Genomic DNA, 16,189 nt, shown 5'->3' on the forward strand with positions numbered 1-16,189 from the left:
TTCCGACAGGGAAATAATGAGTAATATGTGAGAACAAACACAAAGTTCTGATGTATTTGTGCATTGCACAAAAAAACATATGCATGAATAGTAACATTCTATATAAATCTATTGATATAACAAAAAAAAATCCTTTACCGTTATTTTACAAAACATTAGTTTTTACATAATTCCCCTGCCAAGGTTTATATTCGGCATGAAATATGCTATCGATACGCGGATGACCAGAACGTTCCTCCGATTTTTTATACCGCTATCCCTGCTTCTTCTTGCGTTTTTCACCCAGAGTGAGACCGCATCGGCACAGGCCATTCCCGGCGAGGGGCAGGGTGTCATCGGCTCCCAGCCCAGCCTGAACGTCAATTCACGACGTAATGTGCCTGTGAACGATCCGGGATCGTTTTTCAGCGCGCCCTACGGAAACCAGCATTTTTTCGGGGACTGGGCCGGACTTCAGCCCTTCCTGCTGAAACACGGCGTGCATATCGAAGCCGACGTGCATGAAGAACTGGCAGGCAACTTCCGCGGCGGCGCCAAGCAGGGCGTGACCGATGCGGGGCAGGTCGGCGTGGAAATCGACATCGACTGGCACAAGCTGGCCGGTGCACCGAAGAATTTCTGGACACATACCATGATCGTGAACGGTCATGGCCGTAATGACAGTACGGACTACATTCACGATTCCCTTGCTGGCGTGCAGCAGATCTACGGTGCCCGTGGTAACGTGGTTGCCCATCTGGTGTACATGTATGCCGAACAGTCCCTGTTCCATAACCGGCTGGATATCAGCGCGGGCTGGATTCCGGTGGGCAGCTTCTTTGCCGCATCCCCGCTGTTCTGTGACTTCATGAACGTGTCGATATGCGGTAACCCCGCGCCGGGTAAATATGTGCCGGGCGGACGTGACTGGCCTTCAGGCAACCTGGGTGTCGTGGCCCGCGTCATGCCGACCGTCGATACCTACATCATGGCCAGTATGTTCGCCGTATCGCCGCATTCCTATAATGGTGGCATTTCGGGCTGGTCATGGGCACAGAGTGGCCTTGGCAAATTCTCCACCCCGGTGGAATTCGGCTGGCTGCCGGAATTCGGCCCCCACCACCTGGCCGGTCACTACAAGGCAGGCTACGGCTACGACAATTCCCAGTACAGCGACCTGTATCAGGACATCAACGGCAATTCCGCCGTGTTGACCGGCCGGCCGTTCCGCAAGCAGTCGGGCGTCAGTACCGCATGGTTCCAGGCGGACCAGATGTTCATGCGCAATGGCGCGGGTCCGACCAACGGCCTGATCGCGCTTGCGGGCTTCATGTATACGTCGGGCAAGGTCTCGGCGATGAAGTACCATGCATGGGCAGGCATGGTGGAAACCGGCGCGCGATGGGGCCGTCCGCTCGATACGGTGGGTGCGATGTTCCATTATTTCGAAATGAGCCGCGCATCCGTCCTGCAGCAGGAATCCTCGGTGCTGGCGGGCACGCCGTTCCTGACCAACCAGTGGGGCAAGGCATGGGGCATCCAGACGCATGAGGATGTGTACGAAGTATTCTACAACATCCATACCGCACGTGGCATGAGCTTCCAGCCGGACTTCCAGTATATCAACCGCCCTGGCGGCACCACGACCTATCATGATGCGGCGGTGATGGGCCTGCAGTTCAACTGCATCCTGTAACGCACCCTTCATCAAGGGGATTTCCCACGGTATGGGAGGCGGATCATGACCGATCCAGCCTTCCTTTACCGACAGGCCCATGCGGCGCTGGTCGATTATCGCCTGCCGGACGCGCGGGCGACGCTGCTTTCCATTTCAGAAAATGTCATTTTCCGAATCGATGCGGGCGATGGGCGACGTTATGCGCTGCGCCTGCACCGGCCCGGCTACCACAGCGCGCCCGAAATTCGCAGCGAACTGGCATGGCTTGATGCCCTTCATGCGACGGGACTGGAAGTGCCCCTGCCCATCCCTGCCCATGACGGCATGCCCCTGCGCACCGTGCGGTGTGATGATGGCATAACACGCCATGCGGTCCTGTTTGCATGGATGGATGGCACCGAACCCACACCGGACATCGATCCCGCAGCCTTTGACCGGCTGGGCCGCATCACCGCACGCCTGCATGACCACAGCCGCCACTGGACACGCCCCGACGGGTTTATCCGCAAGGTCTGGACACCCGACACCATGACTGGTCCCCATGCCCTGTGGGGACGCTGGGAAACGGTACCGGGCCTGACCGCACCTGTGCGCAGCCTGATTGCGGACTGCGTGCGGCAGGTTGATGCGCAACTGGCCAATTACGGCACGCAACCCCACCGATTCGGACTGATCCATGCCGACCTGCGGCTGGCCAATCTGCTGGTCAGCGGAACGCATACACGCCTGATCGACTTTGATGACTGCGGCATAAGCTGGTTCATGCAGGATCTTGCTGCGGCACTGAGTTTCCATGAAGACCACCCGCATGTGTCCCGCTGGGTCGATCACTGGCTGCGCGGCTACAGCACAGTCGGCGCTGTCACGCGGGCGGATCTGGACATTCTGCCCGCCCTGGTCATCCAGCGCCGTATCCAGTTGCTGGCATGGACCGGCACACATCACGATACGCAGCAGGTCCGCTGCCTGGGGCCCGACTGGACTGACCGCACGCTGGGATTATGCCATGCGTGGATACGGGGGCGACTGCTGCACGATATCGGCTGAAATTGGCGGGAACGGGGGATAATTAGATATTTTTTTAATTCATCTTTGCGATGAACGCGCCCACATTACTTTTTAGACACTTTTGTAATGTTGGGACGGAATGCCGTTGGGTTGCATGGAATCAATTAAATGTGACTTACAGAATCGCATTTGCGGCGTGGTATGTCTTTTATGCCTCATTCCTGACATGTATGAACGTTAGGTAATGTGTCGTTCGGTTAACAACCCGATTCACCGGAGCCCGTCCCGTCCTTGGCACATAACGGAAAACCAGCAATGACCCCTGCAGTTGACACGATCACTTCGTCCCCGGCAGCATCCCCTGTCGTCGCCGCCGGGCTGTCCGTAGCCACTGATGAGATCCCGACCCGGTCGCAGACCACGCGGATGATCTATTCCCGTCACCGCCGCGCCCTGCGCGATTACGCCCGCACGCTTAATATCCCGACCGACAACACCTGATCACCTGCACCGTGTGATCAGTTGATCGCACAAACAGCATACCGGCCACGATAAAAATCAAACTTTGATATTATTTTGTGCCGATGTCGCCGATCTTGCCTGAAGGGCCTTCAGCGCATGGCGGGTCGGTTCAGTCAGGTCAGCAGGTAGCGCATCCAGTGCATACCACCGCGGACCTTCATGTTTCTCCGGTTCCATAAGGGTTGGCACGCCCTGCCACGACGTGACCAGATACACGGGCGAAATCCAGTGATACCCGGCATCGGCGTCCATCTGCTCCACAAGGCATAGCAGGTCACGGGCCTGAATGGTGATGCCCAGTTCCTCCGCAATTTCACGCTCCGTTCCGTGGGTCGTGGTTTCGTATGGATCCACCTTGCCCCCGGGCAGTCCCCAGCATCCGGCCTCTGGCTGTTTCAGGCGTCGCAGCAGCAGGATACGGCCCTTTTCATCTATAATGGCTGCCCCACATCCCACGCGCGGGCCGGTTATTGCTGTCATATTTTTACGTCTTCCTATTTTAAGAAACTTCTTCAAAACAACCGGTTGATAATAAATAATAAAAGTTTTTGGGTGCCGCCTTTTTTGCAAAAAGCTTCACCAAAAACTTCTTAATGATCTGCCGACTTTTAAAACAGCCTCTGAAAAATGCATCCCATACGACAAGGGGGCACCCGAAGGCACCCCCATATCATCCCGATACGGTCATTACGGCCGTTGGTAATCAGCGCGCGGCAGGCGGCCGGGCATTGGCGGTTGCAACGCGGCGACCCCACGAAATCAGATCGCTGGTGCAATCGTCACGATCGATCACGCATTCGATCAGGGTCGGACCTTCCTTATTCGCAACGGCTGCGGCAATGGCCTTTTCCATTTCAGCGCCAGTCGTGGCGCGGAAGCCCTTGCCATGACCATCTTCCGCATTGAACACGTTCATAAGCCCGGCATAATCCCAGTTCTTGACGTTATTGTACGGGCCATCATGAATCTGGACTTCGATGGTGTAACCACGGTTATTGACCAGGAAGATGATCACCGGCAGCTTCAGCCGCACCATCTGGGCCACTTCCTGCGCCGTCAGCTGGAATGACCCGTCACCAATCATGGCAATGATCCGGCGTTCCGGCGCGGCTACGGCATAACCGAAGGTAGCGGGCACGGACCAGCCAATGTGGCCCCACTGCATTTCCAGTTCCACACGCGCGCCATGCGGCAGCTTCATCTGCATGGCGTTGAACCAGGAATCCCCGGTCTCGGCGATGACAGACGTGTCGGATGTCAGCAGGCCCTGGATCTGGCGGGCCATTTCGGCGCGGACCAGCGGCGCCTTGGGGTCGGCTGCGACCACCGGTGCTTCGGGGGATTTGATGCGGCGGTATTCAACCAGCGTCGCATCCTTTTTCGGCTGGCCCTTCAGCCGTTCGATCAGACCCTCGATCACGTCACGCAGGTGCACGCCGTCAAACGCCTTGCCACCGGCCGCGATATGCCGTCCGTCCATCAGCGCCACGTTGTCGCCCTTGGGCCACGCGGTCCAGCCAACGGTGGAATAATCATTGAACACCGGCGTCAGGCACAGCACGCCATCCGCCCAGTCAAAGATCTGCTGTGCGCCGGGGCTGCTGACATCCCCCCAATATGTCCCGGCATAGGCCGGATGATCCTCGGGGAAGAAGCTTTTGGCGGCCGCCATGGAGGTCACGGCGCAACCCAGCGTATCAGCCAGGCGGATGGCCGCCTCCTCGCAACCTGCGGCACGCAGGCGGCTGCCCACCAGCATGATCGGCTTCTTGCGCGCGGCAATGAAGCCGGCCAGTTCGTCAATCGCCAGTTTCAGCGTTTCCGGGTCGGACGGCGCATCCGCCAGGATCGCGCCAACCGGGCCGGGACGCGGGCACGGCATGGGTGCGACGTTACACGCGATTTCGATATAGGCCGGCTTTTTCTCACGCAGCGCGGTGCGGATGGCATGGTCGATCAGCACAGGCGCATCCTCCGCCGACGTGATCGAGACCGCCGCACAGGTCAGGCGTCGGGCGATTTCAAGCTGATAGCCGTAATCCGGCGTACCAATGGTATGGTGCAGGATATGCCCGCTGCCATGATCGTTGGAATTGGGCGCGCCCGAAATCAGGATGACCGGCAGGTTTTCCGCATATGCGCCCCCAATGGCGTTCAGCGCCGACAGCGCCCCCACGCTGAAGGTGACAACAGCGGCACCCGCCCCGTTTGCACGGGCATAGCCTTCCGCGCTGAAACCGCAATTCAGTTCATTACAGCAATAAACCTGCCGCAGGCCGTCAATTTCAAGAAGCTGGTCAAGCAGGACAAGATTATAGTCGCCCGCGACCGCGAAATGATCCTTGAGCCCGATCTGCGCCAGGCGTTCACCAAGGTAATGGCCAACTGTATACGTCATTGTTTCGACTTTCCTTCCCTTGTGTGGGGGCGCGCAATACCGCGCTCTTTCCCCATCTGGGGGGAACCACATGGATGGCCCGCAACCGGGCCATCATGCCGAAAGGACAGCAGGGGCGGCCGCATGTGCGGCCAGCGACTCACCCTACACTTTCGGCAACCCAGTTCCGGCGCTTAGTGGCCTGACCAATGCCCGGATTGAAACAGTTGCATGGATCAAGCTGGCGGTAATGCGCCAGCACGTCATCGGGTGCTGCATACAGGTGCCCGAAATTATGTTCCGCCGGGTACCGCGCGCCACGCCTGTCCAGCAGCGGCAGCATGCGGTGTTCCAGCGCCATGCAGTCATACCCTTTCCTGACCACGTAATCCTGATGCATCACGTGGCACAGGAAATGGCCGTAGTACAGCTTGACGATGATCTCGTCATTGATGTCCTTGGGCAGTACCTCGAACCAGTTCTGGTCATTGCGGCGCAGGGCCACGTCCAGCGCCACGATGTTCTCGGTCGTGTCGGTATGGACATTGCGGTACCGCACGGCGGCACCCGCGGCCGCAAAGCGATGCAGGAACGCCTTCGATCCCTCATCGGGGGTGCACTCGAAGAAATCGCCCTCATGCGTCGCGAAATGGCTTTTCAGGAAGTCACGTGCCTCCTGCGCGCCCGATGCGCTGACCTTGAGCATGAGGTGATGCTCGAAGCGGTCACGGTAGTCGCGCATGCGCGCGGGCAGGTGCTGCGGGAAGAAATGGCTCATGAACTGCATGAACCGGTCGCTGAAATGCTTGGGCAGGAAGCCGATCCGGTCCGCGATGCGGTCGAACGCATTTTTCATCGCAAACATGGCCGGCAGGCGCTTCGTGCCGATCATGCGGATGATGACGAACGTGTCCTTGCCGTATTCCTCGGCGATGTTGAACGCGTCGCGATGCAGGTATTCCCCCGCGATCGGCAGTTCGGCAAAGGATGACAGGATATGGCGGCGCACGTCTTCCAGCACATCGGTCTGGTTGGTGCCGATATAGAAGACGACGGGGTCCTTTTCCGCCTCGAACGTATCCAGACGGACGGCGAACAGCCCCAGCTTGCCCGCACAGCCAGCCCCTTCGTGCAGGCGGCGCAGGTCGGCATTATAGCGGGCAGGTGTGTCGGCATTCACATCACGCACATGCCGGGCATAATCATCGTCATGCCCGCGGCCTGCGTTCCAGTTGATGCTGGATTCGGGGAAGTTGCCTTCCTCCGCCCGCTTCAGGATTTCCTCAGGGTCGCTGCCCAGTTCGATGCCGAGGTGGTTGACCAACTGCAGTTCGCCCTTGTCCGACACCTGCGCGAACAGCGCCATGTCGGTATAGGCCGGGCCACGGCGCACCAGCGCCCCACCGGAATTGTTGCTGACACCGCCGAACACTGACGCGCCGATGCACGACGACCCGATGACCGAATGCGGTTCACGCCCGATGGGCTTGAGCATGTTTTCAAGCTGGTCCAGCGTGGCCCCGGGCAGGCACACGACCTGCCTGCCTTCGCCGATCAGGTGGATTGCGCGCATGCGCATGCTGTGCACGATCACCACGTCACGGTCATAGGTATTGCCATCAGGCGTGGAGCCACCGGTCAGCCCGGTATTGGCCGCCTGCATGATCACGATCACGCCCGCCTTCACGCAGGCCTGCAGCACACGCCACTGTTCCACCAGCGAACCGGGCATGACCACCGCCAGCGCACGGCCCTCGCCAAAACGGAACCCCCGGCGGTACGGCAGGGTTGCCCCGTCTTCGGTCAGCACATGGTGGTGACCCACGACCTGCTGAAGTTCCGTAACCAGTTGTGCGCCCGCAGTAGATGACATGTCCCGTGCCGCTTTCAGCATTTTATTTGTTCCCCAATCCCATTTTTGAACCTGCTGGCGGCCTGTGCTCGGGCCATGCCGCATTTCCAAAATGGCGTTTTACAGTCTGGCATGTTCCGCATCGGTCGACGTGCGCATAAAATGCCGACGTCACATGTCCAAACAGAACGGCCCGCTCGCCGGTCAGGGCGTGGCGGGCCGTTTTCCTCACGCATGTGGCCGGTTTTACGCGGCGGCCGACGTCTCGCCCAGTGTCGCCAGCGGCTTCATCAGCAGGTGATTCTGGGAATAGTCAACCGGCACCGAAATCACGACCGGGCCTTCGATTTCCATGGCTTCGCGCATTGCGCTGGCAATCCCGTCGGCGGACTGCACCGAAATGCCGTGCGCCCCGCAGGAACGCGCGAACATGGCGAAGTCGATCGGCCCGAATTCCACGCCGGAACCACGACCGTACTTCTTCTTTTCCTGCATCTCGACCATGTTGTAGGCCTGATCGACCCAGACCATGTGGATCAGGTTGCACTTCAGCCGCACTGCCGTTTCCAGTTCCATGCACGACATCATGAAGCCGCCATCGCCGGAAATGGAGATCACTTTCTGCGCCGGGTTGACCAGGCTTGCGGCAATACCCCACGGCAGGCCGACACCCATGGTCTGCTGGCCATTGCTGATCAGCATCTGGCGTGCACGGAAGGACAGCAGGTAACGCGCCAGCCAAATGTGGAAGGTGCCCATGTCAAGGCACATCGTGACATCAGGCGTCACGAACGGCTCAAGCTCACGCACGATCTGCAGCGGATGCACCGCCGTGTTGGAGGTGCTGCGCGCACCCGACAGCGCGGCCAGCCGGGTCGCGTGGTACTGCGACAGGATTTCTTCCAGCTGCGGCGCGCGCGGCAGCTTGCCCGCCTGTGCCGCAAGGGCGCGCACGGATGCGGCGATATCGCCAACCAGCTCAACCGCCGGGTCGTAATGCGTGTCCAGTTCGGCGGCCACGACATCAACATGGACGATCTTGCGGCCGTTATCGACATTCCACAGCCACGGATCATATTCGATCGGGTTGTAGCCGATCGAGATCACCAGATCCGCCTCATGCAGCAACTGGTCGCCCGGCTGGTTGCGGAACAGGCCGACACGGCCGCCAAAACGGTCCGACAGGTCTTCCGACACCGCGCCCGCGGCCTGATAGGTGCCGATAACCGGCACGCCCGTGGTCGCGACCAGCGCGCGCACGGCGTCGGCCACATCGGGGCGGCTGGCCAGCAGGCCCAGCAGGATGACGGGACGCTGCGCCTTGCGCACCAGCGCCAGCGCCTCGTTCACGGCTTCGGCCGGGGCGGCGCCGGCGGTGGGCACCTTGCGGCCCGACAGCACCTTGCCTTCGGCCGGCATGGACAGGATATCCATGGGCGTGCTGACGAAGGCGGCGCCCGGACGGCCCCCTTCGGCAAAGCGCAGCGCGTTGGAAATGCATTCCGATACGGCGGCGGGGGATGTGATTTCCGCGCTGTATTTCGTAATCGGCTGGAACAGGGCAACGGTGTCCATGCTCTGGTGCGTAAGCTTCAGCCGGTCAGCCAGCTTCACCGCGCCACCAATGGCCAGCACCGGGTCGCCTTCGGAATTGGCGGTGGCCAGGCCGGTCACGAAGTTGGATGCACCGGGGCCGGAGGTTGCGATGGCAACACCCGCCTTGCCGGTCAGGCGGCCAATGCCACCAGCGATGAAGGCGGCGTTCTGTTCGTGCCGGGTCACCACCGTTTCAATGGGGCTGTCCACCAGCGCGTCAAACAGACGGTCCACCTTCGCACCGGGAATGCCGAATACGTGGGTCGTGCCGTGTGCGACCAGGTTGCGCACGATCATGTCCGCCCCGCACTCAGGCGCGGCAGGTTTGTTCTTGTCGGTCATTATTTCAGGTATCCTGAACGGGTAGGCGCCGCAGCCAGGGCGCGGGTGGTCAATCCAAGGGAGCGGGAGGGGAAACCCCTCAGCCGCCTTCAGCCACGCGAATGGCTTCGTGAATGTTTTCGGGGGACAGGTTGGCGCGTGCGAACTGTTCCGTGCGGGGCAACTGGATTTCCACATCGGAAATCACGCCGACTTCCAGCTTGCCCTTCAGCACGCCGTAATCGGTCACATGGCCGCCGCGCCGCCCGTCTTCCGTCAGGAAGTGCAGATGGTAGCCCGCGACGTTCACGCCCTGCATGTAGCCCGGCGTGCGGAAGCCGAGCATGGTGCCGGTGGCGGCACCAAGCTGCATGGTCGGCTGGCGGGCCACCACTTCCAGCATGGGCGGATAGGGACGGCACTGGCAGAACACGGTGCGGGTCTCGACCCGTTCGAACATGCCGGTAAAGCGTACGGCGGCGAACAGGTTGGGATTGTTGACAAGCTGGTCAACAATCGCCTCGAAGCCTCCCTTGTCCTGCGCCGTGTCGATCATGTATTCCTTCTCCGGGTTGAAGAAGGTGACACAGGCGAACGGGGTCTTGAGATCACCGGGCACGCGACCGGCCTGCCCGTCGGCACGGAACTGGTGGATCACGCTGTCATTGACGATCATCTCGCCATCCAGCCCGTTGAACGTGCCCAGCCCGAAATTGCCGTGCATCAGCAGTTCGTCAAGCGTGGTTTCCCCATCGTACACCGCGTCAAGCAGCGCGGCCATGGTGGACGTCTGGTACAGGCGGTTCATGCGCGGACGCACGCCGGTCGCATCCGCGGCGCTGGAGCGTGTGTCGACATCGCCTACCGAATAGCATTTCAGCTTCAAGACCTGAGTCTCCTGCATCGGGTGACAGCACGCACCTGGGCGCCGCACTTCCCGGTCATATGTGATTGCCCAAGGATGGTGAAGCAGGCGGGTCCTTACGTCCAATATATATTCAAGGCGATTTCCATATATAAAAAATATGGAAAGGGATGGGCCTGTCCCGCCCCGTCTGGACTGGCGTGCAGCCCCCGCGCTTGCCCAAGGCAACGCGTGCCTGCCATTGTGGTGGTCGAAATAAGATCAGGAAGACCGGATTGATGAAACCATTCCACATGGCACTTGCCGCACTGGCCCTAGGTGGCGTTATCGGGGGCAGCACGATCGCCCGCGCCGATGGCACGGACCCCAAGCCCCCGTATGGTCCGGGGGCCTATACCGGGGACTGGACGGCGCTAGGTCTCAAACCCGTCACCATCAGCGCCAACAAGGCGCTTGGCCCGGCGGCCAGGCTGTACCTCCGCCTGCCCGACGCATTGGGCAAGATTACCGGCCTGACCGGGCGCACCATTGAAATGAAGGTTCAGGATGACACGTCGCTGCGATCGGTTGATGACAACCCGCGCGCGGTTTTCCGCCTGACATCCCCCAACGCCGCCGACCTGCAGATGCAGGGCGCCAAACCGGGCCAGAAACTGGACCTGCCGCTCAGCCGCGCGGATTAAGTAAAAAAATACCCCCATGCCGGTCCGGGCATGGGGGCCATGCGATCAGTCCTGCGTACTGGCAAGCAGGGCGCGCAGCCTGCTGCGCAGTTCGTTTTCACGCGGGATGCTCAGGGCCTCACGCAGGCGCAGCATCTGGCGCCGGGCGGAATAAAGCTGGTCCAGCAGCGACAGGACCACAGGCATCCCGTCCGCGTTGATCCCCATGTCATCGCGCAGTTCAAGGATCAGCCGGGCGCGGGCCTCGTCAATCTCACGGAACAGGTAGTGTCCGCGTCCGCCTTCGGGCCGCAGCCAGTCACTGTCGATCCAACCCAGTACCTCGTCCTGTGGCACGTTGCCGATACGCATGCACAGGGTTTCGAGCGTGATCATGCCTTGTCCTTCCCAGGCTCCTTCGCCTCATCCGTCGTGCCTTTCAGGAAGGCTTCAAGGGCGGGGTCCACCTTGCCTATGGTCACGACCAGCTTGACATACAGGTTGCCCGCTTCCTGCTTGCCATGCGCCTTGACCCCGCGTCCGCGCAGGCGCAGCACGCTGCCACTGTCGGAATGGGGCGGGACGTTCATCTTTACCGATCCCGCGGGCGTGGGAATGGTGATGCTGCCACCCAGCACCGCCGTCTTCAGGTCCACCGGCAGCGACATGCGGATATCGTTGCCATCGCGGGTGTAGGTGCTGTCCGGGGCGACGGTAATGGTAATCAGCGCATCGCCGGCGGGGCCGCCCTGCACGCCCGGATCCCCCTTGCCACGCAGGCGCATGACCTGGCCATCGGTAATGCCGGCGGGGATCTTCACATCCAGTTGCGCCCCACCGGGCAGGGTGATGCGCGACGTGCCGCCATTGACGGAATCGAGGAAGCTGACCGTCAGCGCGTACTGCCGGTCAGCCCCCGGCTGCGGGCCCTGCGGCCTGCGACGGAACCCGCCGCCAAACCCGGCTCCCCCACCCTGACCGAACATGGTGCCGAAAATATCGCCCAGATCATCTTCCGAAAACTGGCCGCCGCCGTAATTGAAGCCCTGCGCCCCTTCGGCATGATCGCGGTAGCCGCCACGGCCGCCACCAAACCCGTAACCCTTTTCCTGTCCGGCGGCGTCGATTTCGCCACGGTCGAAGCGGGCGCGCTGTTGCTCATCCGACAGCAGGGCATTGGCCGCGCCCACGGCCTTGAAGTTCTCTTCCGCCACCTTGTCGCCGGGGTTGAGGTCAGGATGGTACTTCTTGGCCAGCTTGCGATAGGCCTTGCGGATGTCATCCTGGCTTGCCGTGCGGGCGACGCCGAGTACTTCGTATGGATCCTTGCTCACTTAAAAATCATCCCTCCGTCGGAACATGCCAGCCCGGCCTGTGCCACGCCCGTTATCGTCCCGAACATCATGAATACGACCTTGCGGTCACTCTTATCCCGATAATGGGAATTGGGGGGGACAGGGTCAATGAAATCAGGGGGAAATCTTTATTTCCTGCATGGCAGGCAGAAGAAAATAACAAAACGGAGACTTCGAAATAACATTTTTTGTATTTTTAATTAAAGGAAAAATGAAGTATTTGCCGATAACAATAGAAATATAAAAAAGACTCCCTGCAGATGCATGCCGTTTTCATCACCCTTGCATTACTGACCGTCACCGGGATCAGCAGCCTGATTTCACGTGTGGGGCGCATTCCCGTGCCGCTGCCCCTGATCCAGATCGGTGTGGGGGCGATTGCCGCCCTGGCGGGGCTGAATATCGGCTTCGACCCCGACATGTTCCTGCTGCTGTTCATCCCGCCGCTGCTATATGCCGATGCCTACCGCATGCCGATGCGCGAATTTGGTGAACTGCGGAACATCATCATCATGATGGCGCTGGGACTGGTGGTCTTTACCACGCTGGCCTGTGGTTACTTCATCCACTGGCTGATCCCGCCCATCATGCTGCCCGCGGCCTTCGCGCTTGCCGCCGTCATGTCGCCCACCGACGCGGTATCGGTCGGCAGCATGATCGAAGGTGGCCGCGCACCTGCGCGCGTGGTGCATATCCTGCATGGGGAAGCGCTGCTGAACGACGCATCCGGCCTGGTATGCTTCAAATTCGCCGTGGCGGCGGCCATGACCGGGCTGTTTTCCTTCCAGCAGGCGCTGGGCAGCTTCATCTTCATGTCCACCGGCGGCATCCTGATCGGCATTGCCTGCGCATGGGCCGCCTGCCGGGCAGAACACCTGCTGCTGGTGCGCGGGTATGACGACCCGCCCACCCATATCACGCTGGCCATGATGCTGCCGTTCGGCATCTACCTGATTGCCGATGCGCTGCAGTGTTCGGGCATACTGGCCGCCGTGGCGGGGGGCATGACCGTCAAGTTCACCGGCGTGATGAACGAGGCCCGGACCGAGACACGCCTGAAGGCCACCACGGTGTGGGACATGGTGAACTTCACCTTCAATGCCGTGATCTTCCTGCTGCTGGGACTGCAGCTGCCCGACCTGGTCAACGGGGGGGCCGCGATCGCGCGCGCGGGCGGCGTATCGCCGTGGTTCCTGATCCTGGCCATCGGGGGGATCCAGCTCATGATGAGCCTGATCCGTTTCGCATGGATCTGGATTTCCATTTCCGCGCGGCGGCTTTTCGCCCATTTCCGCCATCGCAAGACCGTCATCCCGTCCATACGCACCGTGCTGCTGATGACGGTGGCGGGCACGCGCGGGGCGATCACGCTGGCGGCCGTGCTGTCGCTGCCGGTGGCGTCCCTGTCCGGGCCGGGCTTTCCGGGGCGTGACCTGCTGGTGACGCTGGCGGCGGGCGTCATCATCTGCTCGCTCCTGCTGGCCAGCCTTGCCATCCCGCCGCTGCTGCATGGCATGAACACGGATGAGGAAGATCCCACCCTGCATGAACTGGACATGATGCGCATCGAACTGGCGCAGACCGCCATCGAGACCCTGCATGCCGAACAGGCGGTGCTGGCGCAGCAGGAAGTCGAGGAACTGCCCGATCACAAGGAATCGGCAGACCTGAAACAGGAAGCCATCGGCCGCCTTTTGCATGAATATCAGGACACCATACACAGGCTGGACAATTCCCGCGCGGCGGAAGCCAGCATCCGCGCCACCGCCATACGGGAAAAACGCGCAGAACTGGCGCTGCGCTTCCGTATCATCCGGCACATGCGCGAACGCCTGCACATGCGCGTGGTCCAGAAGCACATCAATGACGAAACCGAATGGACCATCAACCAGGAACTGGATTTCATTGAACAGGAACTCCAGATCGAGGCACGCTCCCTACCCCGCCCCGACGGTCTGCCCCACGCGAAACATGAAACCGCAATACAGCCCACAGGTGAATGCATGGCCGGGGCCGTGACCCACTGACACGGACAGCCTGCCTCCCTATACCCACGACACAACCGCGCATGACCTTTCAGGAGAGCCTGCCATGTCCCCCCTCCGCACCCTGTTTGCAGGACTATGCCTTGCCATGATCCTTGCACCCGGCGCCCGGGCCCGTTCGCATCATTTCAGCATGCCGCAGCACAACATCCATGCGAATTCACCCTATGGCCAGGTCAGGGGCTACATTGCCACCATGGATGAACATGACCCCCGCTACATCGCGGCCGATCAGAAATGTCAGACCAAGGCTTCGATGGGTGTCATTTCAACCGGAGCGACAGGCAACGCCACGGCCAGGGCTGGCGGCAACCATGTCCACTATTTCGCCGAATGCATGGTATCCGCAGGCGCATGGCGCACCCGCTACACCAACAATACGGGCGACCGGTTTGATGACTGAATGGTGTGACGGATCGGTCAGGCGACCCGTAACATCTGCCCGTCCGCACCTTTCCTGACCGCGCTGCGCGCACTGCCCCCCTTCCACCGGGGCGGCCCACCCCGTATGGAATAGGCACGCCGCCTGCAATGGAGTGCCGATATTGCGCAAGTTAGCCCCCTTCCTGTCCCTGGCCTGCCTTGCCGCCTGTGCCCACGATCCGGGCCAGCATACCCGGCGCGCGACCACGCCGGTCGCGCAATACGCCACCGGGGCCGGCCCACTGGCGGTCAATACCCATGTGCCCGATTTCGCCACGCGCAATTATGAACCCTTTACCCGGCAGGACGTGGTGGCCATCGCCCTGCGCGAATGGCGGCTGTTTGGCCAGCCGGTCAGCGATGACGACCCGCTGCTGCGCCCCGAACCGACCACGCCGGTGGTCAAGCCCGAACGCACGCCCGGCCTGTGGCAGCGCGTGGGCGAATACTGGTGGATTGGCCAGGACCCGCAGGAAACCGAGATCGCATGGGACGGCAAGCATGATGCGGACGGCCACATAACCGATTTCGTGCATGATGGCCGCTTCGCCTGGTCGGCGGCGTTCATTTCCTATGTCATGCGGGTGGCGGGGGCGAATGACCGCTTTGCCTATTCCCCCAACCACGCCACCTATATCAACGCTGCCGCAAGCGGGCAGGAAAAAGGCGTCAAGGCGCGCAATCCCGCCCGTTATGCGCCAAAGCTGGGTGACCTGATCTGTGTGGGGCGCGGGGCCAGCAAGTCGGTGCGTTTTCGTGACCTGCCCACGCCACAGGGTTTTCCAGCCCATTGCGGCATCGTGGTGGCGGGTCCGCATGACGATGCGCCCTTCGGCCATGAAATCAGCATTATCGGTGGCAACATAGACGACGCGGTCGCCCTGACCCACGTGCCGGTGGGACGTGACGGGCGGCTGGCCGACCACAGTGGCAAAAGCCTCGACCCCCGCTATCCGTGGTGCGTCGTGCTGCAGGTCCGCTACGATGCCGATAGCGAACCGCAGACGGACCAGTAACCATCACACCCGCCGGGTCCATGACCTCCGGGTGTGACCCGGACGTATGATCAGCCGCGTGACCATGGCAGTTCGGATGCCTGCCAGCCGGCCAGGCGGCCACGGCTGCCGGTTGCGTCTTCCGGCCCCTCAAACCCGTCGGCCACGTTGTGCACGTTGTGATAGCCCGCATCATACGCCGCATGCGCGGCGGCCATGCTGCGCGCGCCGGAACGGCAGATGAAATAGACCTCATCCGTCTTGCCGATCCCCGCCTTTTCCAGCGTGGTGATGAAGTCCGGGTTGACCTGCCCCGCGGGCGGCAGCTGCCAGCTGTCACGCACCAGCGCCTTGCCCGCGACCGACAGGTCCGGCACGCCGATATGTTCCCATTCCATGGGCGTACGCACGTCAACAAGCCAGGCGTTGGGGCGGCCACGCACGGCCTCCCACGTGGCGGCGGGGGAAATATCGTCAATCATCGCTGTTTCCTTTCATCGGGAAAACCTGT

Annotated in this window: 15 protein-coding genes; 7 read left to right on the plus strand and 8 right to left on the minus strand. The window is 61.1% G+C overall.

The window, feature by feature from the left end; genetic code table 11:
- Positions 1-196 precede the first annotated feature (196 nt).
- The 3 genes from F1542_RS09430 (at position 197) to F1542_RS09440 (ending at position 3,166) form a co-directional block, all read left to right on the plus strand.
- Positions 197-1,675 (plus strand): carbohydrate porin, encoded by a 1,479-nt coding sequence (locus F1542_RS09430; protein ID WP_193732811.1) that lies wholly within the window; start codon positions 197-199, stop codon positions 1,673-1,675.
- Between the two features lie 45 nt (positions 1,676-1,720).
- Positions 1,721-2,704, plus strand: coding sequence for a phosphotransferase enzyme family protein (locus F1542_RS09435; protein WP_193732812.1), 984 nt, complete (start codon positions 1,721-1,723; stop codon positions 2,702-2,704).
- A gap of 276 nt (positions 2,705-2,980) precedes the next feature.
- Entirely contained in the window at positions 2,981-3,166 is a 186-nt protein-coding gene (locus F1542_RS09440) for a hypothetical protein (protein WP_193732813.1), read from the plus strand.
- Between the two features lie 57 nt (positions 3,167-3,223).
- On the opposite strand, the gene F1542_RS09445 is transcribed toward F1542_RS09440, so the two are convergent.
- The 5 genes from F1542_RS09445 to budA form a co-directional block, all read right to left on the minus strand.
- Positions 3,224-3,667, minus strand: a complete 444-nt coding sequence (locus F1542_RS09445; protein ID WP_193732814.1) for an NUDIX domain-containing protein — start codon at positions 3,665-3,667, stop codon at positions 3,224-3,226.
- 223 nt (positions 3,668-3,890) lie between these two features.
- On the minus strand, positions 3,891-5,585 hold the full coding sequence (locus F1542_RS09450; protein ID WP_193732815.1) for an alpha-keto acid decarboxylase family protein: 1,695 nt from the start codon (positions 5,583-5,585) through the stop codon (positions 3,891-3,893).
- A 139-nt stretch (positions 5,586-5,724) separates the two neighbouring features.
- Positions 5,725-7,458, minus strand: a complete 1,734-nt coding sequence (dld, locus tag F1542_RS09455) for a D-lactate dehydrogenase (RefSeq protein ID WP_193732816.1) — start codon at positions 7,456-7,458, stop codon at positions 5,725-5,727.
- Positions 7,459-7,662: 204 nt separating this feature from the next.
- Positions 7,663-9,354, minus strand: coding sequence for an acetolactate synthase AlsS (gene alsS / locus F1542_RS09460; protein WP_193732817.1), 1,692 nt, complete (start codon positions 9,352-9,354; stop codon positions 7,663-7,665).
- Between the two features lie 79 nt (positions 9,355-9,433).
- Entirely contained in the window at positions 9,434-10,237 is an 804-nt protein-coding gene (gene budA / locus F1542_RS09465) for an acetolactate decarboxylase (RefSeq protein ID WP_193732818.1), read from the minus strand.
- Positions 10,238-10,476: 239 nt separating this feature from the next.
- Here budA and F1542_RS09470 point away from each other — a divergent pair, with 239 nt between their 5' ends.
- Entirely contained in the window at positions 10,477-10,881 is a 405-nt protein-coding gene (locus F1542_RS09470; RefSeq protein WP_193732819.1) for a hypothetical protein, read from the plus strand.
- A gap of 45 nt (positions 10,882-10,926) precedes the next feature.
- Here F1542_RS09470 and F1542_RS09475 read toward each other — a convergent pair whose 3' ends face one another.
- Together F1542_RS09475 and F1542_RS09480 are read right to left on the minus strand one after the other, a co-directional pair.
- Positions 10,927-11,256 carry a chaperone modulator CbpM gene (locus F1542_RS09475; protein ID WP_193732820.1) on the minus strand — a complete coding sequence of 110 codons (330 nt, stop codon included), beginning with the start codon at positions 11,254-11,256 and terminating at the stop codon, positions 10,927-10,929.
- Entirely contained in the window at positions 11,253-12,194 is a 942-nt protein-coding gene (locus F1542_RS09480) for a J domain-containing protein (protein ID WP_193732821.1), read from the minus strand. The genes F1542_RS09475 and F1542_RS09480 overlap by 4 nt, the downstream gene beginning before the upstream one ends.
- Before the next feature lie 281 nt (positions 12,195-12,475).
- Here F1542_RS09480 and F1542_RS09485 point away from each other — a divergent pair, with 281 nt between their 5' ends.
- The 3 genes from F1542_RS09485 to F1542_RS09495 all read left to right on the plus strand — a co-directional run bounded on the left by F1542_RS09485 (position 12,476) and on the right by F1542_RS09495 (position 15,699).
- Entirely contained in the window at positions 12,476-14,242 is a 1,767-nt protein-coding gene (locus F1542_RS09485; RefSeq protein WP_193732822.1) for a Na+/H+ antiporter, read from the plus strand.
- A 64-nt stretch (positions 14,243-14,306) separates the two neighbouring features.
- Entirely contained in the window at positions 14,307-14,663 is a 357-nt protein-coding gene (locus F1542_RS09490) for a hypothetical protein (protein WP_193732823.1), read from the plus strand.
- 142 nt (positions 14,664-14,805) lie between these two features.
- Positions 14,806-15,699 carry a DUF2272 domain-containing protein gene (locus tag F1542_RS09495; protein ID WP_193732824.1) on the plus strand — a complete coding sequence of 298 codons (894 nt, stop codon included), beginning with the start codon at positions 14,806-14,808 and terminating at the stop codon, positions 15,697-15,699.
- A gap of 50 nt (positions 15,700-15,749) precedes the next feature.
- On the opposite strand, the gene F1542_RS09500 is transcribed toward F1542_RS09495, so the two are convergent.
- A complete protein-coding gene (locus F1542_RS09500; protein ID WP_193732825.1) occupies positions 15,750-16,160 on the minus strand; it encodes a rhodanese-like domain-containing protein in 411 nt (136 codons plus the stop codon).
- Between the last annotated feature and the right edge of the window lie 29 nt (positions 16,161-16,189).

Origin of the sequence: Komagataeibacter sp. FXV3 (assembly GCF_015155755.1) — a bacterium.
GTDB lineage: Bacteria > Pseudomonadota > Alphaproteobacteria > Acetobacterales > Acetobacteraceae > Komagataeibacter.

Excerpts from the sequence above, each read along its gene's own strand:
- F1542_RS09470 (WP_193732819.1), top strand. The coding sequence starts at position 10,477 with ATGAAACCATTCCACATGGCACTTGCCGCACTGGCCCTAGGTGGCGTT.
- alsS (WP_193732817.1), bottom strand. The coding sequence starts at position 9,354 with ATGACCGACAAGAACAAACCTGCCGCGCCTGAGTGCGGGGCGGACATG.
- F1542_RS09500 (WP_193732825.1), bottom strand. The coding sequence starts at position 16,160 with ATGATTGACGATATTTCCCCCGCCGCCACGTGGGAGGCCGTGCGTGGC.
- F1542_RS09485 (WP_193732822.1), top strand. The coding sequence starts at position 12,476 with ATGCATGCCGTTTTCATCACCCTTGCATTACTGACCGTCACCGGGATC.
- budA (WP_193732818.1), bottom strand. The coding sequence starts at position 10,237 with ATGCAGGAGACTCAGGTCTTGAAGCTGAAATGCTATTCGGTAGGCGAT.
- F1542_RS09490 (WP_193732823.1), top strand. The coding sequence starts at position 14,307 with ATGTCCCCCCTCCGCACCCTGTTTGCAGGACTATGCCTTGCCATGATC.
- dld (WP_193732816.1), bottom strand. The coding sequence starts at position 7,458 with ATGCTGAAAGCGGCACGGGACATGTCATCTACTGCGGGCGCACAACTG.
- F1542_RS09475 (WP_193732820.1), bottom strand. The coding sequence starts at position 11,256 with ATGATCACGCTCGAAACCCTGTGCATGCGTATCGGCAACGTGCCACAG.
- F1542_RS09430 (WP_193732811.1), top strand. The coding sequence starts at position 197 with ATGAAATATGCTATCGATACGCGGATGACCAGAACGTTCCTCCGATTT.
- F1542_RS09435 (WP_193732812.1), top strand. The coding sequence starts at position 1,721 with ATGACCGATCCAGCCTTCCTTTACCGACAGGCCCATGCGGCGCTGGTC.
- F1542_RS09450 (WP_193732815.1), bottom strand. The coding sequence starts at position 5,585 with ATGACGTATACAGTTGGCCATTACCTTGGTGAACGCCTGGCGCAGATC.
- F1542_RS09445 (WP_193732814.1), bottom strand. The coding sequence starts at position 3,667 with ATGACAGCAATAACCGGCCCGCGCGTGGGATGTGGGGCAGCCATTATA.
- F1542_RS09440 (WP_193732813.1), top strand. The coding sequence starts at position 2,981 with ATGACCCCTGCAGTTGACACGATCACTTCGTCCCCGGCAGCATCCCCT.